The sequence below is a fragment of the Pseudophaeobacter sp. TrK17 genome (assembly GCF_042192375.1).
Lineage (GTDB): Bacteria > Pseudomonadota > Alphaproteobacteria > Rhodobacterales > Rhodobacteraceae > Pseudophaeobacter.
This window is the reverse complement of sequence record NZ_CP071700.1, coordinates 2,404,328-2,429,627: the sequence shown is the minus strand read 5'-3', so window position 1 is coordinate 2,429,627 and position 25,300 is coordinate 2,404,328. Positions and strand designations below refer to the sequence as shown.

Annotated in this window: 26 protein-coding genes and 1 tRNA gene; 16 read left to right on the top strand and 11 right to left on the bottom strand. The window is 59.7% G+C overall.

Annotation, left to right across the window (positions count from 1 at the left end; genetic code table 11):
• The first annotated feature begins 12 nt into the window (after window positions 1–12).
• Both dksA and JZI28_RS11400 read left to right on the top strand, forming a co-directional pair.
• The gene (gene dksA / locus JZI28_RS11405; protein ID WP_295448269.1) at window positions 13–435 is read left to right on the top strand and encodes an RNA polymerase-binding protein DksA; all 423 of its coding nucleotides are present in this window, start codon (window positions 13–15) and stop codon (window positions 433–435) included.
• A 97-nt stretch (window positions 436–532) separates the two neighbouring features.
• Window positions 533–1,708 (top strand): FAD-dependent monooxygenase, encoded by a 1,176-nt coding sequence (locus JZI28_RS11400; RefSeq protein ID WP_375697670.1) that lies wholly within the window; start codon window positions 533–535, stop codon window positions 1,706–1,708.
• A gap of 212 nt (window positions 1,709–1,920) precedes the next feature.
• Here JZI28_RS11400 and xth read toward each other — a convergent pair whose 3' ends face one another.
• Window positions 1,921–2,727 carry an exodeoxyribonuclease III gene (xth, locus tag JZI28_RS11395; protein ID WP_353399897.1) on the bottom strand — a complete coding sequence of 269 codons (807 nt, stop codon included), beginning with the start codon at window positions 2,725–2,727 and terminating at the stop codon, window positions 1,921–1,923.
• Between the two features lie 366 nt (window positions 2,728–3,093).
• Here xth and JZI28_RS11390 point away from each other — a divergent pair, with 366 nt between their 5' ends.
• From JZI28_RS11390 to JZI28_RS11380, 3 genes are all read left to right on the top strand, one after another.
• Window positions 3,094–3,405, top strand: coding sequence for a DUF6749 domain-containing protein (locus JZI28_RS11390; RefSeq protein ID WP_295448170.1), 312 nt, complete (start codon window positions 3,094–3,096; stop codon window positions 3,403–3,405).
• 104 nt (window positions 3,406–3,509) lie between these two features.
• The gene (locus JZI28_RS11385) at window positions 3,510–4,712 is read left to right on the top strand and encodes a DUF6902 family protein (RefSeq protein WP_375697669.1); all 1,203 of its coding nucleotides are present in this window, start codon (window positions 3,510–3,512) and stop codon (window positions 4,710–4,712) included.
• Window positions 4,709–5,716 (top strand): DMT family transporter, encoded by a 1,008-nt coding sequence (locus tag JZI28_RS11380; RefSeq protein ID WP_375697668.1) that lies wholly within the window; start codon window positions 4,709–4,711, stop codon window positions 5,714–5,716. The genes JZI28_RS11385 and JZI28_RS11380 overlap by 4 nt, the downstream gene beginning before the upstream one ends.
• A gap of 71 nt (window positions 5,717–5,787) precedes the next feature.
• Here JZI28_RS11380 and JZI28_RS11375 read toward each other — a convergent pair whose 3' ends face one another.
• Window positions 5,788–6,111: an iron-sulfur cluster assembly accessory protein gene (locus tag JZI28_RS11375; RefSeq protein ID WP_295448179.1), complete on the bottom strand. Its 324-nt coding sequence runs from the start codon at window positions 6,109–6,111 to the stop codon at window positions 5,788–5,790.
• A 90-nt stretch (window positions 6,112–6,201) separates the two neighbouring features.
• Here JZI28_RS11375 and JZI28_RS11370 point away from each other — a divergent pair, with 90 nt between their 5' ends.
• The 8 genes from JZI28_RS11370 to JZI28_RS11335 all read left to right on the top strand — a co-directional run bounded on the left by JZI28_RS11370 (window position 6,202) and on the right by JZI28_RS11335 (window position 14,261).
• Window positions 6,202–7,353, top strand: a complete 1,152-nt coding sequence (locus tag JZI28_RS11370) for a deoxyguanosinetriphosphate triphosphohydrolase (RefSeq protein WP_375697667.1) — start codon at window positions 6,202–6,204, stop codon at window positions 7,351–7,353.
• A gap of 133 nt (window positions 7,354–7,486) precedes the next feature.
• Window positions 7,487–7,783 carry a hypothetical protein gene (locus JZI28_RS11365; RefSeq protein ID WP_297340527.1) on the top strand — a complete coding sequence of 99 codons (297 nt, stop codon included), beginning with the start codon at window positions 7,487–7,489 and terminating at the stop codon, window positions 7,781–7,783.
• A 157-nt stretch (window positions 7,784–7,940) separates the two neighbouring features.
• Complete coding sequence (gene argS, locus JZI28_RS11360; protein WP_353399914.1) at window positions 7,941–9,686, top strand: arginine--tRNA ligase; 1,746 nt, start codon at window positions 7,941–7,943, stop codon at window positions 9,684–9,686.
• Window positions 9,687–9,784: 98 nt separating this feature from the next.
• The gene (locus JZI28_RS11355) at window positions 9,785–11,413 is read left to right on the top strand and encodes an SPOR domain-containing protein (protein WP_375697666.1); all 1,629 of its coding nucleotides are present in this window, start codon (window positions 9,785–9,787) and stop codon (window positions 11,411–11,413) included.
• Window positions 11,389–12,417, top strand: a complete 1,029-nt coding sequence (gene nagZ, locus JZI28_RS11350) for a beta-N-acetylhexosaminidase (RefSeq protein ID WP_375697665.1) — start codon at window positions 11,389–11,391, stop codon at window positions 12,415–12,417. Before JZI28_RS11355 ends, nagZ begins: the two co-directional genes overlap by 25 nt.
• A complete protein-coding gene (locus tag JZI28_RS11345; protein ID WP_375697664.1) occupies window positions 12,410–13,207 on the top strand; it encodes a segregation and condensation protein A in 798 nt (265 codons plus the stop codon). The genes nagZ and JZI28_RS11345 overlap by 8 nt, the downstream gene beginning before the upstream one ends.
• The gene (scpB, locus tag JZI28_RS11340; protein WP_375697663.1) at window positions 13,207–13,884 is read left to right on the top strand and encodes an SMC-Scp complex subunit ScpB; all 678 of its coding nucleotides are present in this window, start codon (window positions 13,207–13,209) and stop codon (window positions 13,882–13,884) included. The genes JZI28_RS11345 and scpB overlap by 1 nt, the downstream gene beginning before the upstream one ends.
• Window positions 13,885–14,039: 155 nt before the next feature.
• Window positions 14,040–14,261: a hypothetical protein gene (locus tag JZI28_RS11335; protein ID WP_348151137.1), complete on the top strand. Its 222-nt coding sequence runs from the start codon at window positions 14,040–14,042 to the stop codon at window positions 14,259–14,261.
• Here JZI28_RS11335 and JZI28_RS11330 read toward each other — a convergent pair.
• From JZI28_RS11330 to JZI28_RS11290, 9 genes are all read right to left on the bottom strand, one after another.
• Window positions 14,227–15,438 carry an MFS transporter gene (locus JZI28_RS11330; protein ID WP_375697662.1) on the bottom strand — a complete coding sequence of 404 codons (1,212 nt, stop codon included), beginning with the start codon at window positions 15,436–15,438 and terminating at the stop codon, window positions 14,227–14,229. The genes JZI28_RS11335 and JZI28_RS11330 overlap by 35 nt on opposite strands.
• Window positions 15,439–15,612: 174 nt before the next feature.
• Window positions 15,613–16,692 (bottom strand): 2'-deoxycytidine 5'-triphosphate deaminase, encoded by a 1,080-nt coding sequence (locus tag JZI28_RS11325; protein ID WP_375697661.1) that lies wholly within the window; start codon window positions 16,690–16,692, stop codon window positions 15,613–15,615.
• A gap of 132 nt (window positions 16,693–16,824) precedes the next feature.
• Window positions 16,825–16,901, bottom strand: a tRNA-Pro gene (locus JZI28_RS11320).
• Between the two features lie 76 nt (window positions 16,902–16,977).
• Window positions 16,978–18,288, bottom strand: coding sequence for a MerR family transcriptional regulator (locus JZI28_RS11315; protein WP_375697660.1), 1,311 nt, complete (start codon window positions 18,286–18,288; stop codon window positions 16,978–16,980).
• A gap of 132 nt (window positions 18,289–18,420) precedes the next feature.
• Complete coding sequence (ihfA, locus tag JZI28_RS11310; RefSeq protein ID WP_295448216.1) at window positions 18,421–18,723, bottom strand: integration host factor subunit alpha; 303 nt, start codon at window positions 18,721–18,723, stop codon at window positions 18,421–18,423.
• 93 nt (window positions 18,724–18,816) lie between these two features.
• Entirely contained in the window at window positions 18,817–19,788 is a 972-nt protein-coding gene (locus JZI28_RS11305; RefSeq protein WP_375697659.1) for a beta-ketoacyl-ACP synthase III, read from the bottom strand.
• Between the two features lie 20 nt (window positions 19,789–19,808).
• The gene (gene plsX / locus JZI28_RS11300; protein ID WP_295448222.1) at window positions 19,809–20,915 is read right to left on the bottom strand and encodes a phosphate acyltransferase PlsX; all 1,107 of its coding nucleotides are present in this window, start codon (window positions 20,913–20,915) and stop codon (window positions 19,809–19,811) included.
• 39 nt (window positions 20,916–20,954) lie between these two features.
• A complete protein-coding gene (gene rpmF, locus JZI28_RS11295) occupies window positions 20,955–21,161 on the bottom strand; it encodes a 50S ribosomal protein L32 (protein WP_027240639.1) in 207 nt (68 codons plus the stop codon).
• A gap of 221 nt (window positions 21,162–21,382) precedes the next feature.
• Window positions 21,383–21,925 carry a DUF177 domain-containing protein gene (locus JZI28_RS11290; protein ID WP_295448227.1) on the bottom strand — a complete coding sequence of 181 codons (543 nt, stop codon included), beginning with the start codon at window positions 21,923–21,925 and terminating at the stop codon, window positions 21,383–21,385.
• A gap of 98 nt (window positions 21,926–22,023) precedes the next feature.
• Between JZI28_RS11290 and JZI28_RS11285 the strand changes: the two genes are divergently transcribed.
• The 3 genes from JZI28_RS11285 to JZI28_RS11275 all read left to right on the top strand — a co-directional run bounded on the left by JZI28_RS11285 (window position 22,024) and on the right by JZI28_RS11275 (window position 25,264).
• Window positions 22,024–22,494, top strand: a complete 471-nt coding sequence (locus tag JZI28_RS11285) for an outer membrane protein assembly factor BamE (RefSeq protein ID WP_297341313.1) — start codon at window positions 22,024–22,026, stop codon at window positions 22,492–22,494.
• A 107-nt stretch (window positions 22,495–22,601) separates the two neighbouring features.
• Window positions 22,602–23,399 (top strand): GNAT family N-acetyltransferase, encoded by a 798-nt coding sequence (locus JZI28_RS11280; RefSeq protein WP_375697658.1) that lies wholly within the window; start codon window positions 22,602–22,604, stop codon window positions 23,397–23,399.
• A gap of 62 nt (window positions 23,400–23,461) precedes the next feature.
• Complete coding sequence (locus tag JZI28_RS11275; RefSeq protein ID WP_375700095.1) at window positions 23,462–25,264, top strand: ABC-F family ATP-binding cassette domain-containing protein; 1,803 nt, start codon at window positions 23,462–23,464, stop codon at window positions 25,262–25,264.
• Window positions 25,265–25,300: the final 36 nt, after the last annotated feature.

Here is a 25,300-nt window from a genome sequence, read left to right as displayed (position 1 = left end):
GAAGGAGCCGAAATGAAACAAGAAATGTTTCTGCCGGAAGATTACCGTCCGGCCGAAGATGAGCCTTTCATGAATGATCGGCAGCTTGAGTATTTCCGTCGTAAACTTCTGAACTGGAAGCAGGATCTGCTCGCTGAAAGCCGCGATACAATCGAAGGGCTGCAAGACAATACCCGCAATATTCCAGATGTTGCAGACCGGGCCAGTGAAGAAACGGACCGGGCACTGGAACTGCGGACCAGAGATCGCCAGCGCAAACTGGTTTCCAAAATCGACGCGGCAATCCGCCGGATTGAAGAGGGCGAATACGGCTACTGCGAAGTGACCGGGGAGCCAATTTCTCTGAAACGTCTGGACGCGCGTCCCAACGCAACGATGAGCCTTGAAGCGCAGGAACGTCACGAACGCCGCGAGAAAGTCCATCGCGACGATTGATTTCTGAACGAATGTAGAAAAAACCATCACGCCGGGGCCTGTTGCTCCGGCGATTTTCGTTTATGGACATGGCATGAACGAAACACAGCAGACAGCAATGACACTGAGACATCTCAATGTGACCATTATTGGTGCAGGGATCGGCGGCCTGGCAGCCGCGTTGATCCTGCAGCGCAAAGGTGCGCAGGTCACTGTGCTGGAACAATCGGAGGCGGTCTCGGAAGTGGGGGCCGGCCTGCAGATCACGCCCAATGGTCTGGCGGTTCTGACGGCTCTGAAGCTGAATGATGCCGTGGCTTGGTCTTCGCAACGGGCCAAGGCGGTGGTGCTGCGCGCTCACCGTGACGGCGCTGAGGTGCTGCGGCTGGATCTGGATCAATATGCCGCCGATCTGCGCTACTATTTTGTCCATCGTGCGGACCTGATTAAAATTCTGGTCGTTGCTGCCCGTGAGGCCGGGGTGCAGGTTCGCCTGCTGCAAAAGGTCGAGCGGGTTGACTGCGGGCCAAAGCCCATCGTGCATCTTGCCAATGGTGCCCAGTGCGGTGGAGACTTGGTGATCGGCGCGGATGGGCTGCATTCGCAGGCCCGCCGCGCGCTGAACGTGGCAAGCCAGCCGTTTTTTACCGGGCAGGTGGCCTGGCGCGCGATTGTGCCCAATCACAGCAAATTGCCTGCTGAGGCTCAGGTTTTTATGGGGCCGGGCTGCCATCTGGTGGCCTATCCCTTGCGCGATGGCGCGATGGTCAACCTGGTGGCGGTACAGGAACGCCGCGCCTGGGCGGAAGAAGGTTGGCATCTGCCGGATGACCCGGAAAACATGCGCGGCGCCTTTGCCGGGTTTGGCGGCGAAGCCCATCAGCTGTTGTCGCAGGTGCAGGACTGCGCGCTTTGGGGATTGTTCCGCCACCCGGTTGCCCCCCATTGGCACCGCGGGGCGGTTGCCCTGCTGGGTGACGCAGCGCATCCAACCCTGCCCTTTATGGCCCAGGGCGGCAATCTGGCCCTGGAAGACGCCTGGGTGCTCGGCGAGGCGCTGGCAGCGCAGTCTGGCGATATTCCGGCTGCCTTGGAAACCTATCAAAGACACCGGCGAGACCGGGCAACCAAGGTGGTGGGGGCTGCCAGTCGGAACGCCTGGAAGTATCATCTGCGCCCGCCATTCAGCTGGCCTGCGCATCAGATCCTGAAACTGGGAGGGCGTTTTGCGCCCCAGAAAATGGTGTCTCAGTTTGACTGGATCTACCGTCACGACGTGACCAAACAGGGCTGACCTGCAGTTTCTGCCCGGGGAAACACTTGCAAACAGGCTAATGCGCCCCGCCTAGAGCGAGCTATATCATAGAGCAAAGTGGGGCTCCCGCCCGGAGTTGGGCCGACAGGCGGCCCGGCCTCCCGTTGGGCCCGGCGCCGCGCTGGCGCGCGGCGCAAAATGATCCAGTTTGGTTGCTCAGCGCCCGCGACCGGAGCGGGGATTGGGAGCGCTCAAAGGTCCAGCTCTACCCAGATCGGCACATGGTCAGAGGGTTTTTCGCGACCGCGGATTTCTTTGTCGATCTGGCAATCCTGCAGCAGATCTGCCGCCTGTGGGCTGAGCAGGAAATGGTCGATACGAATACCGTCGTCCCGGTTCCAGGCACCGGCCTGGTAATCCCAGAAGGAATAATGCCCCGGCCCCTGATGCCGTGCCCGGAAGGCCTCGGTAAAACCCAGGTTGACGATCCGCTGGTAGGCGGCGCGGCTTTCGGGGCGGTGCAATGCATCCTCCCGCCAGGCCTCGGGACGTTTGGCATCCTCGGCCTGCGGGATGATGTTGTAATCTCCCGCCATCAGTGTCGGCATTTCACTGTCCAGCAAATCCCGCGCACGGGCGTGCAGCCGCTCCATCCAGTCCAGCTTATAGGCGTATTTGCCCCCGGGCTCAGGGCGGCCTTCGGAGGTGAGTTCAACCGGATTGCCATTGGGCAGGTAAAGGCCGCAAATGCGCAGGGCTTGCTTGCCGACAACGGTCGCTTCGATCCAGCGGGCCTGCAGGTCGGACTCATCGCCGGGCAAGCCCCGGCTTACGTCCTCCAGGGGCAGCTTTGACAGGATAGCGACCCCGTTAAAGCCTTTCTGACCGTGTGTTTCCACGGCATAGCCGCGATCTTCAAACAGCTCACGAGGGAAGGCCTCGTCGATGGATTTGATTTCCTGCAGCAGGACAACATCGGGGTTGGCCTCATCCAGCCACTGGGGCAGAGCGGCGGCGCGGGCCTTGATGCCGTTGATATTGAAACTGGCGATCTTCATCTGCGTCTCCTGCCGCTGCGGTTTGGATGCTTTGGCTGATCTATCGCCCAATAGAGAGCCTGGAGCAAGAGGGGGAGAAAGGGCGAATCAGACTGTGGCTTTTTGGGAGATCTTAATAGCTGCTTTGCAGGGCTGCGGAGTGCAATCCTGGCGGGAGGTGAATGTCTTGCGTCTACATGGGTGTGGATAAAGTGTCTGCCCGCATGGGGATTGATTTAGTTAACTGAAAAAGAACAGTTAAATCTGAATGAAAGTTAAGGTGAGTATCCTTTGACTGGCAACTTAAAATTGAAATACTCTGTTTTCAGACAGGAAATACCGTGCCAGCGTTTTGGGGTGACTACTCACAATTTAACGGAGGTTCCAATGACTGCTTTGCACAAAACTCACACGGCGACGTTCTCCTCGGCTTTGGCTGAGGTTGAGGCGGATACAAAAGGCGGCAGCCTGTTCTGCGGCGACGGGGCAGAGCTTTTCTCCTCTGGCTCGGCACCAAAAATGCACAGCTGCTGGAGTGGCGAGAACACCGCTCTGTTCTCCTCTGGCTCTGCACCTCAGGCGCGTGGGGATCTGGCCTCTGGGACGCTGGTGGAACTGTTCTCCTCCGGGTCTGCGCCCACTGCAGAGGCAACTGTGGTGCGTGGTGATCTGTCAGGGTTGTTCTCTTCGGGCAGCTAACGGCAAAAACACGGCGCGCCTGAAATGCGGGCGCGCCAGTCCCAGGACCGGCCCACATATGCGGCTGGATCTGGCCGAGGCAAAGACAGAAGGAAGAAACGACGATGGCGCAGGTCCTGAGGTTTCCAAAAAGCAATTGGCCGCTGCGTCGCGCCGACTCCCTGTCTCACTTGATCGCGGCGGTATCCTGTCATCGCCACGCCCAGGAAGATGTCTATTGGCTGAAAGAAAACGCTGAACTGCTGAATGTGCTGGAGTGTACTGCGCAGGCCGCTGGCACGGGCGGCGCGGCGGGGCAACGCGGTCTGGCTGGGATTGACCCTGCGGCCCTTGCGACGCTACGCGCCTTTTATGCTGGCGCGGACCGCCATCTTTGCTTTTTCCGCCAGTATTATAGGTTTGTTTTATCCATCTGTATGGATTTGGAAGATCTTGGCCTTGTTGACACGGAGCTTGGTGAGGCAGGCCATATAGACACAGGATATATACACGCAGGCCCGCTCAGTTCCACAGGACGGGGCGACGCCCTGGCGCAGTGGGTGATGCAGCAGGACCTGCCAAGCCATGAAGTGTCCGACCTGCAACGCGCAGAGGCCCGCCGACTGGTGGCCCGTCGTGGGCTGGTATTGGATTTTCCCGGACTGGACCAAAGGCTGCACGCCTTTGCCGACAATAGTGCCCAATTTGCGGTGCCCAACCGCAAGGCCGCCTATGAGCTTACACATATTGTGTTCTATCTGAGTGACTATGGGCGCAGGGCGCCGGAGCTTTCACCGGCCGCTGTTCAAAGTCTGACCCATGTCGGGCTGCTTGCCTTTCTGGATCAAGACGCTGACCTTCTGTCCGAGGTCTGTGTATCGCTGCGCTATTGTGGTGAAACGCCCTCGGCGATCTGGGAGGACTGGTTGACGCGGCACCATCAGGGATTTGCCTTGCTTGAGGCGGATAAAGCCGCGGCACCGCCGCTGAGTCGGGACGATTATCACATGTATGTGGTCAGCAGCTGGCATCAGGCGCTCTGCGCGGGATCCTGTTTTGACGAAAGGGTTCCCGAAGGGGCGCTGCGATTCCAACGCCCTGCCCAGCAAGGGGTGCTGCATCAGCTGTCGCAAGCGGTGTTTCAGGTCGGCGCACAAGCGGGAGACTGGCAGGCCTTGCGCGCGCAGATATCTGCCCGCTTGAGTGAAAGCACCTATGAGGTGCTCTGTGCTGCAGAACGCAGCTCTGCTGGTTTTGAGACCTTCTTTGAGGCCTTTGCCCGCAGGGGCATTGCGGGCGGTCCAGTTGCGCGGGTGAAAAACGCATGAGGGGTATTTCAACGCCAGTTCTGGGTGCGATAATGATCGTGGGGTACACCGGCTTTATCTCTTCTGCGGATGGGATCATCAAACTTTTGTCAGGCGGCTATGAAGCGGCGCAGATCTATGTGCTCTCGGGGGGCGTCGTTGCTGCGCTGTCGGTCCTGGTCAACTGGCTGTGCCTGGTTCGAGACGACAAGCGCGCCGTGCCGTACCTGCCACGTGATCACCCGCTGGGATGCAGGACGGGGGCAGGGGGGCAAACCCCATCCTTTGTAAGCCGTGCAAAACACCTGCTCGCAACATCCCTGCCCTGGCGAACGGCCTGCCCGCGTGCGATGGGCTTGCGAAGTCTGGGCGCCCTGCTGGGGGCCATTTGTTTTTTCTATGCGTTCCGCCTGCTGCCTTTTGCGCAGGTTTTCCTGTTTATTGGCCTGATGCCCTTGATGGCAGGGGTTATGTCCGGGCTGATCCTGAAAGAGCGGATCATTGTTGCGGCCTGGATTGCCCTGGGGATGGGCTTTGTTGGGGTGCTGTTTTTGTTTCCCAGCGGTGTTTCCTCAATCAAAGGGGGACATGTTCTGGCTTTGTTGGGGGCGGCTTGCGGGACGTTTTCGATGGTACTGGCGCGCTATATCAGCCGCTATGATAGCAACCTGTTGCCACAGGTTTTTTATCCCAATCTAGTGCTTTGCCTTGCGTTGGTGCCGCTGCTGCCCTTTGTCTGGCAGCCGATGCCCCTTGCAGATATGGGATGGGCCTTGGGCTATGCCGTGCTGCTCTTTGTCGCCCGCTGGTTGGCAGTGGCGGCCCTGCGCCTGCTGCCTGCCTATGTGGTCACACCTTTGATGAATTTGCAGTTTGTCTGGATGCTGACAATCGGGGCTTGGGTGTTTGGCGAAATGCCGAACCAGGGCACCTGGATTGGCGGCCTTATCGTGATTGGCTCTGGCCTGTTCCTGCTGCGGGGGCAGGTGGTGCAGCCCGGTGTCAGGCAGCGGGTGGCTGCCTAACAAAGCCCCCTTGCCACGCTGCGCAACCGCGCAGCAGCAGCGCGCCTGGTGAGGCGATCGCGCGGTGGCTGTTACATCGAAAATGAGGTGCCGCAGCCGCAGCTGGACGAGGCATTGGGGTTCTCGATGGTGAACCGCGCGCCAATCAGCTCTTCGGTGAAATCAATCACGGCGTTTTCCAAAAAGGGCAGCGATACGGTATCAACCACGACTTTTTCGCCCTGACCTTCAAGCACCAGATCATCTTCGCTGGGGGTATCAAGGCCGATCTCATACTGGAAACCAGAGCAGCCGCCGCCTTCGACAGCAATCCGCAGCGCCTGGCCTTGGGTTGCGGCGCCAATTTCGGTCAGGCGGGCAAAGGCCCGTTCGGTCACTTTTGGTGGCAGGTTCATGTGGTCTCTCCCGGTGCTGTATTGCAGCGCATTCCATTATATAGAAAGGTGCGACCCAGACGACAAGATTTCACGGGAGAAAGATTAGTCATGCATGCCTCTTTTGCCACCAAGCCGGATCAAAGCCGGGGCAGACTGATCTCTGAGGAGGAAAGCAGTTTTCGCTCTCCCTATCAGCGCGACCGGGACCGGATCATCCATGCCAGCGCCTTTCGGCGCCTGAAACACAAAACCCAGGTCTTTGTTGAGCACGAGGGGGATAACTATCGCACCCGGCTGACCCATTCGATCGAGGTCGGTCAGGTGGGGCGCACAATTGCTGCGGCCCTGGGGCTGAACCAGGAACTGACCGAGGCCGTGGCCCTGGCCCATGATCTGGGCCACACGCCCTTTGGCCATACCGGCGAAGATGCGCTGCATGCGCTGATGCAGCCCTATGGTGGTTTTGATCACAACGCCCAGGCGATCCGCATTGTCACCTGTCTGGAGCGTCACTATGCCGAATTTGACGGGCTGAATCTGACCTGGGAAACGCTTGAAGCCATTGCAAAGCACAATGGGCCGGTGGTGGGCGAGCTGCCCTGGGCCTTGGCCGAATGCAACGCTGCGATGGATCTGGAGCTGCATACCCATGCCAGCGCCGAAGCCCAGGTGGCGGCGCTGGCGGATGATATTGCCTATAACAATCACGACCTGCACGATGGGCTGCGCGCTGGGCTGTTTACAGATGCGGATATTGCCCATCTGCCAATCATTGCTGCCGCCTATCATCAGGTCGATCAGAAATACCCCGGGCTTGACGGCCTGCGCCGCCGTCACGAGGCCCTGCGCCGGGTTTTTGGCGTCATGGTTGGGGATGTGATTGATACAACCCGCAAAAACCTGCGTGAGAGCGGCGTTCAAAGCGTCGAAGAGGTGCGCGCCCTGGGGCACCCGGTGGTGGCCTTTTCGCCTGATCTGTGGCGGGATTTGAAAGAGATCCGCGCCTTTTTGTTCCGCTACATGTACCGCGCCCCCTCGGTGATGGAGGTGCGCACTCAAATGGCAGAAATTGTCGCGGCGCTGTTTCCTTACTTTCTGGCCAATCCGCTAAAGATGCCGGAGCGCTGGCATGAGGAAATCACCGCCGCTGCGGATCAGACGGCGCTGGCGCGGATCACCTCGGACTATATCGCAGGTATGACGGACCGGTTTGCGCTGCAACTGCACGAGCAGCTGACCCGCGAGGGTAAGCTGGCATAGCAACCGCAAAAGGGGCACTGGGGAGACAAGGCACAAGGCGCTGGCTGTAACAGTGGAAAAATCTGGCCCTATGATCTGGCGCTGACAGGCCGTTTTTTATGGCGAGATCACTGAGCAAAGGTCGGCGCGCGCGATGAAACACTGGACTGTTACCTTTCAGGACGCTTCTGAAATGGCCCGTATCCGGGGGGATAAACCCCGCCGTCTTGCCCATATCGCCTTTGTGCGCAGTCGCCCAGAGCTGAACATTGGCGGCCCGCTGGCCCTGCAGCCGATGCAGGACTTTCCCGGCGCCATCTGGACGGTGCAGGCGGATACCCGGGCGGATGTGGAACGCTTGATCCTGTCGGATCCCTATTATGTCGCCTCTTTGCGGCGCTACAAAATCAGCGCCTGGGGCGATGCCCCTGTGGGTCAGGCGGCGTTTTGAGGGCGGGGCCGCTTTGATCGCAGGGCGCAGGGCTTTGGACAAAGATGCGCCTATTGTACCCTGTTGCAGTGGCTGTGGGCTGGTCTTGCGCCACAGAATGGTTGACCATTGAGCTAGGCATGATAAGCCGCAAAGTCGAACCAATGGGACGCCAGAGATGAACCTTTTTTCCGATATCCGCGCGCTTGTCATCGACAGCCTCACTGCCATGACCACCGAGGGCGCATTGCCCGAGGGGCTCAACTTTGCAAATGTCGCGGTTGAGCCACCGCGCGATGCGGCCCATGGAGATATGGCCACCAATGCCGCCATGGTGTTGGCCAAACCGGCTAAGATGAAGCCCCGCGATATTGCCGATGCGCTGGCCGCCAAACTGGCAGAGGACACACGGATCAGCTCGGCAGAGGTGGCAGGCCCTGGGTTTTTGAACCTGCGGCTGGCGCCGGTTGTTTGGCAGGGCGTGCTGGGGGCGGTTCTGGGTGCCGGGACTGACTATGGCCGTGCCAATCTGGGGCAGGGAAAGAAGGTCAACGTCGAATATGTTTCGGCCAACCCTACCGGGCCTTTGCATGTGGGCCATACCCGTGGCGCGGTCTTTGGCGATGCGCTGGCCTCCCTGCTGGGCTATGCTGGCTATGACGTCACCCGGGAATACTACATCAACGATGGCGGTGGTCAGGTCGATGTGCTGGCGCGTTCGGTCTATCTGCGCTACCAGGAGGCCCACGGTCAGGAGGTCGCCTTTGCCGATGGCACCTATCCCGGCGACTATCTGGTACCGGTTGGTCAGGCCCTGAAGGACAAGGTTGGCGATGCCTATGTGGACCAGCCCGAGGACGTCTGGCTGGCGGATGTGCGGGAGTTCTCCACCGATGCGATGATGGCGCTGATCCGCGAAGATCTGGCAATGCTGGGCATCAAGATGGATGTGTTCTATTCGGAAAAATCCCTCTACGGTACCGGTAAGATCGAGGCCGCCCTGGCAGAGCTGGAAAGCAAGGGCCTGATCTATCAGGGTGTGCTGGAGCCACCAAAAGGCAAAAAGCCAGACGATTGGGAGCCGCGCGAGCAGACCCTGTTCAAATCCACCGACCATGGCGATGATGTGGATCGGGCGGTGAAAAAATCGGACGGTGCCTGGACCTATTTTGCCCCGGATATTGCCTATCACTACGACAAGATCAGCCGTGGCTTTGATGAGTTGATCGATGTGTTGGGCGCCGATCACGGGGGCTATGTCAAGCGGATGAAGGCGGCTGTCTCGGCCTTGTCGGACGGCAAAGTACCACTGGATATCAAGCTGTGCCAGCTGGTGAAGCTGTTCAAGGATGGCCAGGAATTCAAGATGTCGAAACGGGCAGGCACCTTTGTCACCCTGCGCGATGTGGTTGACGCGGTTGGCCCGGATGTCACCCGCTTTATGCTGCTCACCCGTAAAAACGACCAGGGCTTTGATTTTGATCTGGATAAGGCGCTGGAGCAATCCAAGGATAATCCGATCTTCTACGTGCAATACGCCAATGCGCGGATCTGTTCGACCCTGCGCAAGGCAGAGGAAGCCGGGATCGCCACCAATGATCCGGTCCTTGCCGCTGCAGATCTGGCCGAGGTGTCACACCCGGCGCAGCTGGCCGTGATCAAAAAGCTGGCAGAATGGCCGCGTCAGATTGAAATAGCTGCCCGCACAAACGAGCCACACCGGGTCGCCTTTTATCTCTATGATCTCGCCTCTGAGCTGCACGGTCTGTACCACCTTGGCAAAACTGAGTTTGGTTTACGTTTTGTTAACGAGAGCAGCGAAACGGCAACACATGCCAATTTGGCGCTGGCGCGCAGCGTTTCCATTGTTATTTCCGCCGGTCTTGGTATTCTAGGGGTGAAACCGGCGCAGGAGATGCGGTAAAAAACCGCGCACAACCGCCGGACTGAGGCAGTTCAAGAGACCCAAAGCAGTCAGGTGAGATTTATCTCGCCTGACTCTCAAGGGCAGTAAGGCGGATTATGGCGTATTTTGCGCAGGCGGGCTCTCACCAGCCCCACTCCCATAATGACTCCCGGAATGAGGGAGCTTCTGATCACTTTGGACAGGGGGGCGCCAGTCAAAACGCCTCTGGCCCCACCGTCGCTGGCCCCAAGGTTACAGTGAACCCACATGTGACAGCGCGTGCCTTTGCGCCCGGGCAGTCACAGGCTGCGCCGCAAGCCGCGCCGCGCAAGGTGAGCCCGTTTCCGGCGGAAGGGCCGGATCTCTACGCCAATTATCAGCCACGTGCCTCAGAGGATGAGACCGCCGCTGCGCCAATTGCCTTTGCTGCGCCAGCCGCAACGGCGCCGCTGCAGCAGGCCAAGCTGCAGGACTATGTGAGCGAGGATTATGCCGTTCCGGGGATTGGCACACAGGACTATACTGCGCAGACCTTTGGTGGCGACACCTACGCCAACGATCCTCAACCGATGCAGTCCTCTGGCGCAACGGTGTATGGCGGGCAGGAAAATAACGCTCAGGACCATGTACCTGAGGGCACCTACGGCGCGGCTTATGGCGGCGCTGCAGCGCAGAGCTATGGCTATGAGCCGCAAGAGGGTGCAGCAGACTATCGCTATGATGACGACAGCAGCTATGCGACGGCTGGCACGCCCCCCAGCGCGTCCACAGCAGGCCTGGCACGGTTCACTGGCCTGGTGGGCGCTGCTGCCTCTTTGGCGCTGGTGGTCGGGCTGGGCCTTTGGGGCTATCAGCTGGTCATGCGGGACGTCAGCGGCGTTCCCGTTGTCCGCGCTGTCGAAGGACCAATGCGGGCGCAGCCGGAAAACCCAGGCGGCAGCCAGGCGGATCATCAGGGGCTTTCGGTGAATTCCGTTGCGGCCAATGGAACTGCCGAAGCGCCAGCCGAACGCTTGACCCTGGCGCCGCAGCCAATTCAGCTGGCTCAGGATGATCAGCCGATGTCGCGCCTTACAGCCCCGCAGGCAGATGTGCCGCCGCAGGTGATCAACCCGACGGGCCAGCCGGACCAGACGGGCCAAACTGCCACGGCACAGATCTCTGAGGCCTCGGTGGCCGCCTATCGCAATGGCGACATCGACGCTTTGGTGGCTGAACTCACCGATGGGGTCCCCCCCCTTGATCCGACGCAGGATCAATCGGCTTCGCAGCCCACAGTAGCGCCGGTAATCGTACAGCCTGAGCCGCTGCAACCTGTTGAAATCGCAGCGATTGGTGCGGCTACCGCGCCATCTTCTGCGCTGCTCAATGCGCCCGGCGTCAAGATCTCTTTGCGTCCGAACCTAAGGCCAGCACGCTTTAGCCCGGCTGTTGCACAGACCTCTCCCGGCCGTGGCCGGGCGACGCTCGAAGTTGATCCGAATAGTCTTCCGGCTGGAACCCGACTGGCACAATTGGGCGCCTATGAAAGCGCCGAAGTGGCCCGTGCCGAATGGGATCGCATTTATAGCCGTTTTGAGGATTATCTGGAGGGGAAAACCCGTGTCATCCAGCGGGCCGAAAGTGGTGGGCGGACCTTCTATCGCTTGCGGGCCATGGGCTTTGACGGGCTGTCGGATGCGCGCCGGTTCTGCTCGACTTTGGTTGCCGGCAAGGCGGATTGTATTCCGGTGACAACACGGTGACGGCCTGTGGCGCCACAATTTTAGATGCCGAAGGTCTGGTTCTGAGTGCCGAAGAGAAAGCGTTCTTTCGGCAGGCGGGCCCTTTTGGCTTTATCCTCTTTGCTCGCAATATTGACAGCGCTGACCAAACGCGCGCGCTCTGCGCTGAGCTGCGCGAGGCGGTTGGCCGTAACTGTCTGATCACCATCGACCAGGAGGGAGGCCGGGTTCAGCGCCTGCGCAGCCCGCTGGCGCGCGACTGGATGTCGCCGCTGGACCATGTGACACAGGCTGGCGCGCAGGCTGAGCGTGCCATGTACCTGCGCTATCGCCTGATCGCGCAGGAGCTGCTGGATCTTGGGATCGACAGCAATTGCGCGCCGGTTGGTGATCTGGTGACATCAGACACCCATGATTTTTTGAAAAACCGCTGCTACGGCGACAGCCTTGCGCAGGTGATTTCGCTGGCCCGCGTAACGGCGCAGGCGCATCTGGATGGCGGCGTGCTGCCGGTGTTGAAACACATTCCGGGCCATGGGCGCGCAACTGTGGATAGCCATAAGGACCTGCCGTTTGTCTCGGCGCCACTGGATACGCTGCGGGCGCAGGATTTTGCGGTGTTTGAACAGCTGAACGACCTGCCCATCGGCATGACGGCGCATCTGGTCTACGGCGCACTGGATGCGCTGCCAGCGACCATTTCCAAGAGTGTCATGGCAATGATCCGCAATGAGATCGGCTTTGACGGGCTGATGATGACCGATGATATCTCGATGAAGGCCTTGTCCGGCACCCCTGCGCAAAACGCGGCAGCGGCCCGGGAAGCGGGCTGTGATCTGGTGCTCTATTGTAATGCCACGCTGAGCGATCGTCGTGCCGTGGCCGAGGCCGCAGGGGCAATGGATGCGGCAGGTCTAGCCCGGGCTGAGGCGGCCTTGGCGCAGCGACAGTCCCCCAGCCCGCTTGACACCGCGGCAGCGGAGGCCGAACTTACCGCCTTGATGGGCGGAAAGGTCTATGTCTGAGCAAAACCTGTTTCACGAAGTCACCGCGCAGTCCGTCGAAGAGCGGCTGGCAGCGGAGGCGCTGATTGTTGATGTCGACGGCTTTGAAGGGCCGCTCGATTTGTTGCTGACACTCTCGCGGACGCAAAAGGTCGATTTGCGCCGGATCTCGGTGCTGGAACTGGCCCGGCAGTATCTGACCTTTGTGGAACACGCCAAGGAGCTGCGCATTGAGCTGGCGGCGGATTACCTGGTGATGGCGGCCTGGCTGGCCTACCTGAAATCGCGCCTGTTGCTGCCCCCTGACCCCACCGAAGATGGTCCATCCGGGGCGGACCTTGCGGCGCATCTGGCCTTTCAGTTGGAACGGTTGCAGGCGATGCGTGATGCCGCTGCCCGGCTGATGGGGCGCGATCAGATGGGGCGTGACTTTTTTGTACGTGGCCAAGATGAAAACATCCAGCGGATCAGGACGGTGACCTATTCCGCCAATCTGTTGGACCTGATGCAGGGCTATGCCCGGATCCGCACCAAGGATGATTTCCGCCCCTTTGTGATGGACCGCGACAGCGTTTTCACCATGGAAGAGGCACTGGAGCGCATGCGGGCTTTGATCGGCTTTACAGGCAGTTGGACAGATATGCTCAGCTATCTGCCGGATGGCTGGCATAAGGATCCGGTAAAGCGGCGTTCGGCCACGGCCGCCACTTTTGCGGCCTCTTTGCAGCTGGTCAAGGAAGGGCGGCTTGAAATCCGCCAGAACGAGAATTTTGCGCCCATTCAACTGCGCAGCCTAGACGAGGAAAGCTGATGCAGCCCCCCCATAGCGCCCCCCCTGCCAGTGACCAGCAGAGTGACAGCGACAGCCTGTTTGATGCCCCGCCCATTGCCGAACAAGAACGCATGGTCGAAGCGGTGCTCTTTGCCAGTGCCACGCCGGTAACCCTGCGCGATCTGGAAGGGCGGATGCCCCATGGTTGCAACCCGGCGGCTGCACTGGAACATCTGCGCAAACGCTACGAGGGGCGCGGAGTTCGGGTGGTGCAGGTCGGCGAGGCCTGGGCTATGCGCACCGCGCCTGACCTTGGCTTTCTGATGCAAAAAGAGATCGTCGAAACCCGCAAGCTGAGCCGCGCCGCAATCGAGACCCTGGCAATTATTGCCTATCACCAGCCGGTGACACGAGCCGAGATTGAGGAAATCCGTGGTGTTTCGGTGTCGCGCGGCACAGTGGATCAGCTGCTGGAGATGGAATGGATTCGCATTGGGCGGCGGCGGATGACGCCGGGGCGACCAGTGACCTTTGTGGTTACGCCGGTGTTTCTGGACCATTTTGGGCTGGAAAGCGCCCGCGACCTGCCGGGGCTGAAAGAGCTGCGCGCCGCTGGCCTGTTGGAGAACAGACCGCCTCCGGGCAGCCTGCCAATGGGGCAGGGCGGTGAGGACGACGAAGAGGTCGGCGATCAACCCGAACTGTTTGGCGATTAGGCCGACCCCAGCTTTGGGTGCGCGGCGGCCTTAACGGGGGGCATCTATCTGTCAAGGAATTGCCCAATTCTGCTGCTAGAAGCTGCGGTTGTGATGTTATTGGCAATGGAGCGCTGCCCTGGGCAATTGATGCTTCTGGCTTTGGGAGAAACGTGATGAACCTTGATATGATAATAAAAATGGTGATGCGGCGTTTGCTGGGCAAGGCCGTAAATGCGGGGGTCGATGCCGGGCTTGGTGCTTTGTCTGGGCGAAAATCACGCGGCTCTGATCGCAGCAAACCGGGGGCAGAAACCCCGGCTGAGGCGGAAGCCCGCGCCGAACGGGAGCGTATCCGTGCTATCAGACAGGCGCGTCGGGCGAAACGGGATCAATAGGACCAAGCTCAGGGCCTTTGCGTAGGCTTATTGCGGCTTCGACGGCCTCGATAAGGCAGAGGAGTGCCGAAAGCGCCAGGCATCCCTTGAGCCCCCACAGAGGAAAGAGCAGAGCGCCCGCAAAAGGGGCGGCAAAGACGCAGAGATAAGTGATGGTGCTATAAAGCCCCATAATGGCGCCGCGTTGTTCAGGATCCAAACTGGTAAGCCTCGCCACCAGAAGGTTGAGGCCGAGGTGCTGAAAAATGCCCCAGACCAGTGCAAAAACCAGCAGCAATGTGTAGGTTCCGGCAACGCTGAGCATCACCAGATAGGTGAGGGCGATCAGCAAAAAGACAGGCGGGGTGGCACGGGGTAACCCCAGCCGGTCCAGCAGCGGATCAAACATCACAGCCAAGCCAAAGCCAATACCGTAAAACAGTGGCAACAACCCCGCCTGGGCGGTGCTTAGCTCCAGTGTGAGGGTGACATGAGCGCCGGTGAAAAAATAGGTGGTGTAAAAGCTGAGCATCAGCAGGCAGGAGGCCAGCAACCCGCGCCGAATGCCCGGCACCCGCAGTGCCGTCAGCGGGGAGCTGGCTTGCCCAGCCGAGTTGGACGTAATCTGACCCAGCCCTGCTGAGCTGAGCCAGAGAACCGCCGCCAGCAGCGCCAGGGCCAGATAGACCACCCGCCAGCCCGCCAGATCCGCCAGCCATGCGCTGAGGCTGACACCCAGCACCATAGACAGGGTCCATCCCGTCAACACCAGGCCAACAACGCGGGCTTCGCGCCCCTTTGGGGCAATCATCGCCGCCAGGGTGTAGATCGAGGGCAGGGCGGCGCCTCCTGCCAGACCACAGAAAACCTGCGCTGCTATCAAGCCCCAAAGCCCCGGCGCTGCCGCACTGGTGCCCAGCCCAAGAACCAGCACCAGCAGGGCAATGCGCAAAAGCCGCCCCGCTCCGATTCGGTCGCCCATCGGGGCCAGGGTGAGGGCCGCCGCCGCAACGCCAAGCCCATAGGCGCTGGCAGCCTGCATGACCCGGGCCGGATCAGTGCCCAGATCATTACCCACAGCCAGAACCAGCGGCGACAAAAGCAGCGAGTTTGAGCCGACAATGCCAATTGCGCTCATCAAGATCAGGATCGAGGCCCAAAGCGGTTGCTGCAGCGGCGGAGAGGATAGCGGTGGCATATGGTGCACCTTTTGCGCGGGGTATTACCCTGCTCCTAGCCTCAGCGCCTCTGGAAGGAAAGCTCAGGCTGCAAGCTGCGTCGCGTCATAGCCCGCTACGAGCTGAAAGAGGTCAGGCCTTGCTGGGGCGACAGGAGTAAGATTGGAGCCGCCGCCAAAACAAGGCTAAATCTATCAGCGCGGGGATTTGAAATGCTTTGACAGCTTCAGGCCCTGGCCCTGGTAATTGGATGCAATGCCAACCCCATACAGCTGCTCGGGCAGCGCGCTCATGCGCTCATAGACCAGGCGGCCGACCACCTGTCCGTGTTCCAGAACAAAGGGCGCCTCGTGGCAGCGCACCTCCAGCACCCCGCGCGAGCCGGTGCCGCCGGCGGCATCATGGCCAAAGCCGGGGTCAAAGAAGCCAGCGTAATGCACCCGGAACTCGCCCACCATTGCAAGATAGGGCGCCATCTCGGCCGCATAGGCCGGGGGGATCTGCACGGCTTCGCGGCTGACCAGAATATAGAAGGCGCCAGGATCCAGAATAATGCGGCCAGAGGTGCTGTGCACCTCCTCCCAGTAATCCTGTGGATCGTATTCACCGATCCGATCCAGATCAATCACCCCGGTGTGCGGTTTGGCACGGTAACCCACCAGATCTGATCCGGGCAGACGCAGATCGACAGAGAAGCCCAGCCCGTCTTCGATCACGGCTGTGCCGTCCACCAGGGGGCTTTGCTGGTGCAGATCGGCCAGTTCAGCATCGCTGAGCACGGCTTGGCCTTGGCGAAAACGGATCTGGTTCAGCCGCATCCCCGGACGCACCAGCACCGAAAAGGAGCGCGGGCAAATCTCGGCATAAAGCGGACCGCTGTAGCCGGGTTTGATCCGGTCAAATTCCACGCCGCCATCGGTGATGGTCCGGGTCAAAAGATCAAGGCGCCCGGTAGAGCTTTTGGCATTGGCTACGGCTGATACATCCTGGGGCAGCGCCAGCCCCTCCATCAGCGGCACCAGATAGACGCAGCCCTTTTCCAGCACCGCGCCATCAGTCAAATCAATGCGATGCATTTCAAATTCGCTGATCCTGTCCGCGACACTGCAGTCCTGCCCCGCCAAAAAAGAGGCGCGGACACGGTAGGCAACGGTTCCAAGCCGCAGGTCAAGGCTGGCGGGTTGGACCTGCCCCTCGACCAGAGGCTGGGCCAGAGTGATCTCGCCACGTTGAAACATTTTTTCAATAGCTTGGCTGGGTAGAACGCCGGTCATGATCCATTATCCTCTGGCTACGCAATGCCGATATAGCAGACCGATAGCAGCTCTTTCGGGTTTTGGCAAAAGATGCAAATAGCTGTGCCAAAAAGCAAAAAACCGTTTGAGCGTTTTCACTCAAACGGTTTTTGGTCGGGCTAGCAGGACTCGAACCTGCGACCTTCCGTCCCCCAGACGGACGCGCTACCAGGCTGCGCCATAGCCCGCTGATGACGGGTTCTACTGTATTTCCCGGCAGGGGCAAGGGGGTATTTCCGGTTTTTTTCCGTGGCGGAGAATATTTTATCCCGCAGCGAGGATTGCGCGCAGCTCTGCAGCGCAGTTCGCAACATCCGCCGTAACATGCGCTGGCAGGCGAGAGGTCTGCGCAAGCAGAGAGAGCACGGGTCCCGCCTGGACGGAATGCGCCGCAATAGGCTCAGGCTGCTGCGCGGTATCGCCTGCTTGGGTTGGCTCGCTCTGCTCAAGAGGCGGCAATGGGGGCTGCGCGGGGTCTTCGAGCGGCTGGGCCTGGGAATGATCCGCTGCGACAGCGGCGGAATGATTCTCTGGCTCCTGGGGCTCAGGTGCCGGTGCTGTGCTCTCTAGCGGCGCAGGCTCGGCCGGGGCAGCCGCGTTTGGCGCCGTATCTGCCGGGACAGTGGCTGTCGGGACAGTGTCCGTCGGCACCGGGTCCGCCGCCGCCGTGTCGACGGGTGTCATATCGGCAGAAGGCATGTCATCCGCCGGAGGCATGTCTACCGCTGGGGTATCTGGCTGTGGCGGTGTGGTCGGCGTCTGGATCTGGGCGGCGCGGGCAAGCTCCGCAGGACCGTCGAGCTCCATATGCATCTGTTCGGGTTCTGAATCCACCAGCTCGGCGGTGGGCGGCACCAAATCAACCTCAGGAGACGGATCTTGTTCAACCGGATCTGTTTGCGGCAGCAGTTCTCCCCCGAATTCGGATGGGCTGTCGGCAGCGGGGGCCGCAGCTTCAGCTCCGGCAGCCAAGTCAGAATCCTGCTCTGCCGCGTGGGATGATTCGCTCTCAAGAGTGTCAAAGGTCTCATCCGCGAGGGGGGGCGTTCCGGTGCCGGGGTCCACAGTGCGCGTCAGGGGGGGCTCAACAGCGGTTGGGCTGGCCGATGCCACAGATTTTTTGTCGCTCAATCCCGGCGGTTTTTGGTATTTCCGAGCGGTATCTTCGTCCGTCTCTTCCTTAACAGGGGACGAGGATATGGCGTATTGCGGGTCTGGTGCCGAAGCCCCCGTTCGCGCAGCACCTTTGGGGAGGGGCGGGGAATCCGCCAAAACATTATCTGATGGCGGCCCATCTGACTCCAGGTCATGGGACAGCTGACTCACATGGGCGATGCCAAGATCCCGCAGAATCGCCTGCACCTCTTTGATCGACAGCCCGTCTTTGTGCATAAGCTTCCTGATCCCGCCCAGCAGAAGCATATCCGCGGGTCGATAATAGCGCCGACCACCCGCCCGTTTTACCGGTTTGATCTGGGTAAATTTGCTTTCCCAAAAGCGCAGGACATGAGCCTGCACGCCGAGCCAGTCCGCGACTTCGCTGATGGTGCGAAAGGCGTCTGCTGATTTTGACATCTTTTTAGTTCCAATGATCATGCTCTGGGAAGAGCTTTGGGGGCTGGCCCAACCGAGGTGCCTTGGTCAGGAAGAGCCAGTCAGAGGGCAGGAAATGTGCAGACAAAGACGACCACAGTCAGGCAGGCCGCGTTATTTGCGGTTTCCGTCTGCGACCCGGTCTTTCATCAAATGGGAGGGGCGGAAGGTCAGAACGCGCCGGGGCTGGATCGGAACTTCTTCGCCGGTTTTGGGGTTCCGGCCAACACGAGCAGATTTGTCGCGGACACTAAAGGTGCCAAAAGACGAGATTTTTACTTGCTCACCCATCACGAGGGCATCGGACATGTGCTGTAACATGCTCTCTACCAGCTGGGCGCTTTCGTTTCGAGACAGGCCGACTTCACGGAAGACAGCTTCGCTCAGATCCATGCGTGTAAGAGTTTTTTCGCTCATGCTAAATCCCCGTTGTTTCTCAAATCATAGGGGCAGGGGAATTTCCCTGTCAATATCAATGAATTGCAAGAGCCCTGTTTCCTAGCTTCGTAGCTACCAGCGCAACACTACCGCGCCCCAGGCCAGACCGCCGCCAATAGCTTCGGTGACAATCAGGTCGCCGGGCTTGATTTGGCCGCGTGCCTTGCCCACCGACAGCGCCAGCGGGATCGAGGCGGCAGAGGTGTTGCCGTGATCCTGAACCGTCACAACCACGTTGTCCATCGACAGGCCCATCTTTTTGGCAGTGCCCTGAATGATGCGGATATTGGCCTGGTGCGGCACGATCCAATCGACGTCAGCGGTGGTGAGTTCGGCACGTTCCAGCGCGGTATTGGCGGTTTTTGCCAGTTTTTCCACCGCATGGCGGAACACCTGGTTGCCCTGCATGCGCAGATGGCCGGTGTTCTGGGTGGCAACGCCGCCATCCACATAAAGCAGATCTTTGTAGCGACCGTCAGAATTGAGGTCGGTGGCAAGAATGCCGCGATCGTCTTTGCTGCCAATCTGGGTCTGGGCTTCGAGCACAAGTGCGCCCGCCCCATCGCCAAACAAAACGCAGGTCGATCTGTCGGTCCAATCCATGATGCGGCTAAAGGTTTCCGAGCCGATCACCAGCACGCGCTCGGCCTGGCCGGACAGAATCAGCGCATTGGCGTTGGTCAGGGCATAGACAAAACCGGCGCAAACCGCCTGGACGTCAAAGGCAAAGCCATTGGTCATGCCTAGATTGGCCTGCACCATGGTTGCGGCAGAGGGGAAGGTCAGATCAGCGGTGGAGGTGGCCAGAACAATGGCGTCGATATCTTTGGCGTCCAGCCCGGCGTCTTTTAGCGCCGCCAGGGCGGCTGCAGTTGCCATTTCAGAGGTGGTTTCCCCCTCGGCGGCAAAATGGCGCCGCTCAATCCCCGAGCGCGACCGGATCCATTCGTCGCTGGTTTCCAATGAGGCTTCGAATTCCGCGTTTTCCACCACCCGCTTGGGGAGATAATGTCCTGTGCCAACCACTACTGCACGTCGCGTCATTCTATGCCTGCCTTTTGGAGTTATTTGGTGGGATGCTCAGCATCCTGGGGATCTGCGTCATTTTGGGTAAGCTCGACGACAGATGCAACCCGTGCTGCGAGCTTTTCGGCAAAGCCTTGTTCGGCCAGCAAGAAGGCGAGTTTAACCGCCGCCGAGATGCCGGTCGCATCGGCACCACCGTGGGATTTGACCACCGTGCCATTCAAACCCAGGAACACGCCACCGTTGACCCGTCGCGGGTCAATGCGTTTTGCAAGGCGCGACAGCGACGTATAGGCCAAAATCGCTGCAATGCGAGAAAGGACTGAGTATTCAAAGGCTTCCCGCAGGGTGGTGCGCAACATGCTGGCCGTGCCTTCGCCGGTCTTGATGGCAACATTCCCCGTGAACCCATCGGTCACGATCAGGTCAACCGCATCTCCGGGGATGTCGCTGCCTTCCACAAAACCAACAAATTCATAATCTGCTTTTTCCGCCTGTGCCGCGATCAGCGTATGGGCCTCTTTCAGCTCGGCGTGGCCTTTGTGGGCCTCGGTGCCAACATTGAGCAGGCCGACACGAGGACGGCGGATATTCATGGAGTTGCGCACGTAAGAGGTGCCCATGAGGGCGTATTGCAACAGATCCTGTGCATCGGCGCGCACATCGGCGCCAACGTCCAGCATCACGTTAAATCCCTGCGGATTGCGTGAGGGCCAGAGAATCGCAATGGCCGGACGGTTCACGCCGGGCATTTTGCGCAGGCGCAGCATCGACAGGGCCATCAAGGCCCCGGTGTTGCCGCAGGACACGGCGCCGGCGGCCTCGCCCTTATTGACCGCATCCAGAGTGGACCACATCGAGGTGCCCTTGCCATTGCGCATGACCTGGCTGGGCTTGTCGTCCATGGTGACAACCTTCTGGGAGTCGCGTATTTCCACGCGCCCGTCCAGAATGCGGCGCTTGGCCACCAGCTGGGCCAGTTCTTCGGCTGGGCCATGCAGCAGGAACCCCAGCTGAGGGTTCTTCTTTGCAGACATGGCAAGACCGGCCACTACAACAGCAGGGCCGGCGTCTCCGCCCATGGCGTCAACCGAGATCACAATGCGGTCGGATTTTGTCACTGATTGATCGGGTTTACCCGTCATGCAAAAATCCGCCCCGCAAAATGTGTGATCGTCGCGATCTTATGCCGCGTCTTCGTCGATTTCGACGTCGTCGTTCATGGCAACAATTTCTTTGCTGTCATAGTTGCCGCAGGAGGGGCAAACGTGGTGTGGGCGCTTCAACTCACCGCAGCTTGAGCATTCGTTCGGGTTTGCAGCAACCAGAGCGTCGTGCGCGCGGCGGTTGTTACGGCGCGACTTGGATACTTTATTCTGTTGGACGGCCATGTCTCAACCTTCGTAATTGGGGCCTTGGGATTTTGCCCGCGGCGCGTTTCACATTCGTTCGTTAGATCGGTAGGCGAGCGTTTAGGCCGCAGCCTCTCCGATGTCCAACCAAAAATTCCGATGTGCGCGCGAAAATACTGAGAATCTCCGTCTGCGCAAGCGGTTTTTTAAGCTAGGCGGCCCGATGATGCCACCCGGAAAACCGACATTAAGATAGTTTTTTAGCTCTCATTGTCCGAGTCCATCTGTTTCTTGAGCGCGGCAAGCCCGGCGAAGGGTTTGACATCGTCCTCGCGCATCGGGGCAACACCGGGTTGGCTGTAGACAGCCTCGCCCAGTTCCGCGCCCTCTTTGCGGGGATAGGCCGGGATCAACAAGGATAGGGCCTCGATCATCACAACTGCAGGGTCGATGGTATCCTGCAGCGGTTCTATCCGCTCATCCGCATCCATTTCCACCTCAGGATCATCGGGTTCCGATAGTTCCGAGACAAAAATCCGCTCAACTTTTTCATCGATTCGGGTGGTCATCGGTTCCAGCGTCACCACGCAGTCCTGCAAAACCGTGGCGCCCAAATGAGCAGTAAGCTGCCAGTCGCGACGGCCCTTGGTACTGACGGTTCCGGTGAAGCGAAGCTTGCGCAAACCCTTGATATCCAGCTCATGGGCCAGTGTTTCCAGCGTCTTTGCATCTGGGTGCAGATCAAACGCGGTTGCCCTGTTCTGTGGCAGATCGGACACCTTTAGAGTGGTGCTGTCAGTCATGTTGGCTACTTTCGTTTCTTGAACCGGGCGTCTGCATTAGGTAATCGGGTTCAAAGGCGTGTTCAAGCCAGAGGCAATGCAGTGTTGTGGGGATCATCATGAATGCACGGAAAGACCAGCTGAGATCAGCGGTGAAATATGCGGCCGGGGTGTTTGCTGCGGCGGCCTTGGCCGGATGTAGCGCGATCTATCAGAAACACGGCTATACCCCCACCGAAGAACAACTGGCCGAGGTCGTTGTTGGGGTTGATACAAAAGACTCGGTTGCCGAAACGGTTGGTATCCCCACGGCTTCGGGGGTTTTGAACGATGGTGGCTACTACTATGTGTCGACCCTGATGCGCACACGTGGGGCTGGCGCCACAAAGCCTGTGTCGCGATCCCTGGTCGCCATCAACTTTGACTCGCGTGATGTTGTCTCGGGCATCGAGCGGTACAGCCTGGAGGACGGCAAGGTGATTCCGCTGGAACGCCGTGTCACCAGCTCCAGCGTTGAGGATAAGACATTTATCCGACAGCTGCTTGGCAGCTTGGGCAACTTCAACCCAGGTTCTTTGCTGGAGGAATAACCTTCGGAATTTCGCTGGGGCGCGCGATGCGCCCCGGTCAGGTTTGTCTGAATTGTGAGGAATGGGGCGCGTGGTGCTGCCATTTCCGTGGGCAAGGAGGGCTGGGAATGGCAGGCAGAGACGACAGAGGGGCGCTGGCAGCGCTGCCCGTTTCAGGTGTGCTGCTGGAAAAGGGGAGCTACCGGGCGCGACTGGCGCTGGGGGCTGACGATGTGAGTGCGGCGCAGCGCCTGCGGGCGCGCTGCTTTGCAACAGGGACTGTGGATCAGGACCAATTTGATGCAGACTGTTTGCATGTGCTGATCGAGTGCCGTTCATCGGGGGCGCTGGCGGGCTGTTTCCGGCTTATGCTGCTCGAAAGCGGCCAGGAGCTGTCGCAGAGCTATTCTTCACAGTTTTACGATCTTTCACGGCTTGCCAGTTTCTCTGGGCGTTTGTTGGAACTGGGGCGCTTTTGTCTTGATCCTGGTGTTCTGGATGCTGATGTTCTGCGTCTGGCCTGGGGAGCCGTCACCAGCATGGTGGATCGGCAGGGGGTTGCGCTGCTGTTTGGCTGTTCCTCCTTTGCCGGAACATCCCCCGAAGCCTATATTGAGGCCTTTGCCTTGTTGCAGCATCGCCACCTGGCACCGCCGCTCCGGCGTCCGGGTCTCAAGGTGGCTGAGGCCCGTTCCTTTACTGACCTTTTGCAGGGCCGTTCAGCGCAGCAGAAGCCGGATCTGAAACAGGCTCAGGCCCAGTTGCCGCCATTGTTGCGCAGCTATCTGGCGATGGGTGGCTGGGTCAGCGATCATGTGGTGGTCGACGCCGCGCTCAACACCTGCCATGTTTTTACCGGGCTCGAGGTCACAGCCATTCCGGCAGCGCGTAAACGTTTGTTGCGCGGCGTTGCAGAGCCGTTGTGAGCGTTGACCTTGCCGCCCGCGCGGTTTAGCTGGCTCACATGGCACGTATTCCTCTTTTGCAGATGACCGGGATCTCCCTCACTTTTGGCGGCGATCCCATCTTTTCAGATCTCGATCTGGTGGTGCAACCTGGTGACCGGGTCGCCCTTGTTGGGCGCAACGGATCCGGAAAATCCACCCTTATGAAGGTGATGGCAGGGCTTGTTGAAGCTGATACCGGGACACTTGTAGTGCCTTCTGGGCGCTCGGTCGGCTATATGGAGCAGGACCCGCAGATGATCGGCTTTACCACCCTGGGGGATTTTGCCGCCAGCGCACTGGACCCGGGCGAGCTGTATAAGGTGGAGCGTGCCGGTGAGGGGCTGAAATTTGATCCCGACAGGCCTGTGGCCACCGCATCCGGCGGCGAGCGCCGCCGCGCCGCCCTGGCCAAGCTGATGGCGGAAGCCCCGGATCTGATGCTGCTGGACGAGCCGACCAACCATATGGATATCGAGGCCATCACCTGGCTGGAAGCTGAGCTGAAATCCACCCGCGCTGCCTATGTGCTGATCTCACACGACCGGGCCTTTTTACGGGCGCTGACACGGGCGACGCTTTGGGTCGATCGCGGTCAGGTGCGGCGGCAGGAAAAAGGCTTTGAGGGCTTTGAGGCTTGGCGCGACAAAATCTGGGAAGAAGAAGACCAGCAGCGCCACAAGCTGAACCGCCTGATCAAAAGCGAAAGCCGCTGGGCAGTCGAGGGTATCTCGGCGCGGCGCAAGCGCAATATGGGCCGGGTGCGGGCGCTGCATGAGCTGAAAGACCAGCGCGCAGGCCAGATCAAACGCCAGGGCGCAGCGGAGCTGGCGCTGGACGCTGGCCCCAAATCCGGTCGCAAGGTGATCGAAGTGGAAGCCCTCAGCAAAAACTTTGGTGACAAGCAGATCGTTTCTGATTTTTCCCTGAAGGTTCAACGCAGTGACCGGGTGGCCTTTGTTGGTCCCAATGGTGCGGGCAAGACCACATTGTTAAAGCTGATGTTGGGGCAGGTGGAGCCTGACGCAGGCTCGGTCAAACTAGGGACCAATCTGGAAATCGCGCTGTTTGACCAAACCCGTGACCAGCTGGATCCCAATGCCTCGCTTTGGGAAAACCTGACCTCGGATCCTTTGCTTGGGATTTCCGGCAAAGCGGATCAGGTCATGGTGCGCGGGGTGCCCAAACATGTGGTGGGCTATCTCAAGGAGTTTTTGTTCGATGAGGCCCAGGCCCGCGCGCCGGTGCGGTCGCTTTCGGGCGGCGAAAAGGCACGGTTGCTGCTGGCCCGTCTGATGGCGCGGCAAAGCAACCTACTGGTGTTGGATGAACCGACCAATGATCTGGATGTGGAAACGCTGGACCTGTTGCAGGAACTGCTGGATTCCTACGAGGGCACCGTGCTTTTGGTCAGCCACGACCGGGACTTTCTGGACCGGGTGGCCACCACCACCATCGCCATGGAGGGCGATGGCAAGGTGACAGCATATGCGGGCGGCTGGAGCGACTATATCAGCCAGCGTGGTGGTCTGCCGGGCGGCGACAAAGGCGAAAAACCGCAGAAAATCAAAGCGCAAAAAGCCCAAGCTAAGGATGCGGCGGCAGAGTCCAGTGCCAAAGAAAAGCTGTCCTTCAAGGAAAAGCACCGGCTGGAGGCTTTGCCCGCAGAAATAGAACGGCTGGAGCAAGAGATCGCCAAGCTACAAGAGCTGATGGCGGATCCGGCGTTGTTCACCCGTGAACCCGTCAAGTTCAAAAAGGCCACCGAGGCCCTGGTTGAGCGGCAGGAAAAGCTGGCAGCTTCTGAGGAAGAGTGGATGATGCTGGAAGAGAAATCAGAAGGCTGACGTTGTTCGTGAAGTGAATAATTTATTGGTTAACAG

Coding starts and splice junctions, on each gene's coding strand:
- plsX (WP_295448222.1), bottom strand. CDS start 20,915: ATGACGGGTAAACCCGATCAATCAGTGACAAAATCCGACCGCATTGTG.
- JZI28_RS11330 (WP_375697662.1), bottom strand. CDS start 15,438: ATGCCACCGCTATCCTCTCCGCCGCTGCAGCAACCGCTTTGGGCCTCG.
- JZI28_RS11305 (WP_375697659.1), bottom strand. CDS start 19,788: ATGACGCGACGTGCAGTAGTGGTTGGCACAGGACATTATCTCCCCAAG.
- argS (WP_353399914.1), top strand. CDS start 7,941: ATGAACCTTTTTTCCGATATCCGCGCGCTTGTCATCGACAGCCTCACT.
- JZI28_RS11375 (WP_295448179.1), bottom strand. CDS start 6,111: ATGAACCTGCCACCAAAAGTGACCGAACGGGCCTTTGCCCGCCTGACC.
- rpmF (WP_027240639.1), bottom strand. CDS start 21,161: ATGGCCGTCCAACAGAATAAAGTATCCAAGTCGCGCCGTAACAACCGC.
- JZI28_RS11280 (WP_375697658.1), top strand. CDS start 22,602: ATGGCAGGCAGAGACGACAGAGGGGCGCTGGCAGCGCTGCCCGTTTCA.
- JZI28_RS11325 (WP_375697661.1), bottom strand. CDS start 16,692: ATGACCGGCGTTCTACCCAGCCAAGCTATTGAAAAAATGTTTCAACGT.
- JZI28_RS11370 (WP_375697667.1), top strand. CDS start 6,202: ATGCATGCCTCTTTTGCCACCAAGCCGGATCAAAGCCGGGGCAGACTG.
- scpB (WP_375697663.1), top strand. CDS start 13,207: ATGCAGCCCCCCCATAGCGCCCCCCCTGCCAGTGACCAGCAGAGTGAC.
- JZI28_RS11290 (WP_295448227.1), bottom strand. CDS start 21,925: ATGACTGACAGCACCACTCTAAAGGTGTCCGATCTGCCACAGAACAGG.
- JZI28_RS11390 (WP_295448170.1), top strand. CDS start 3,094: ATGACTGCTTTGCACAAAACTCACACGGCGACGTTCTCCTCGGCTTTG.
- JZI28_RS11365 (WP_297340527.1), top strand. CDS start 7,487: ATGAAACACTGGACTGTTACCTTTCAGGACGCTTCTGAAATGGCCCGT.
- JZI28_RS11345 (WP_375697664.1), top strand. CDS start 12,410: ATGTCTGAGCAAAACCTGTTTCACGAAGTCACCGCGCAGTCCGTCGAA.
- JZI28_RS11385 (WP_375697669.1), top strand. CDS start 3,510: ATGGCGCAGGTCCTGAGGTTTCCAAAAAGCAATTGGCCGCTGCGTCGC.
- JZI28_RS11285 (WP_297341313.1), top strand. CDS start 22,024: ATGAATGCACGGAAAGACCAGCTGAGATCAGCGGTGAAATATGCGGCC.
- JZI28_RS11335 (WP_348151137.1), top strand. CDS start 14,040: ATGAACCTTGATATGATAATAAAAATGGTGATGCGGCGTTTGCTGGGC.
- JZI28_RS11315 (WP_375697660.1), bottom strand. CDS start 18,288: ATGTCAAAATCAGCAGACGCCTTTCGCACCATCAGCGAAGTCGCGGAC.
- JZI28_RS11355 (WP_375697666.1), top strand. CDS start 9,785: ATGGCGTATTTTGCGCAGGCGGGCTCTCACCAGCCCCACTCCCATAAT.
- dksA (WP_295448269.1), top strand. CDS start 13: ATGAAACAAGAAATGTTTCTGCCGGAAGATTACCGTCCGGCCGAAGAT.
- xth (WP_353399897.1), bottom strand. CDS start 2,727: ATGAAGATCGCCAGTTTCAATATCAACGGCATCAAGGCCCGCGCCGCC.
- JZI28_RS11275 (WP_375700095.1), top strand. CDS start 23,462: ATGACCGGGATCTCCCTCACTTTTGGCGGCGATCCCATCTTTTCAGAT.
- ihfA (WP_295448216.1), bottom strand. CDS start 18,723: ATGAGCGAAAAAACTCTTACACGCATGGATCTGAGCGAAGCTGTCTTC.
- JZI28_RS11400 (WP_375697670.1), top strand. CDS start 533: ATGACACTGAGACATCTCAATGTGACCATTATTGGTGCAGGGATCGGC.
- JZI28_RS11380 (WP_375697668.1), top strand. CDS start 4,709: ATGAGGGGTATTTCAACGCCAGTTCTGGGTGCGATAATGATCGTGGGG.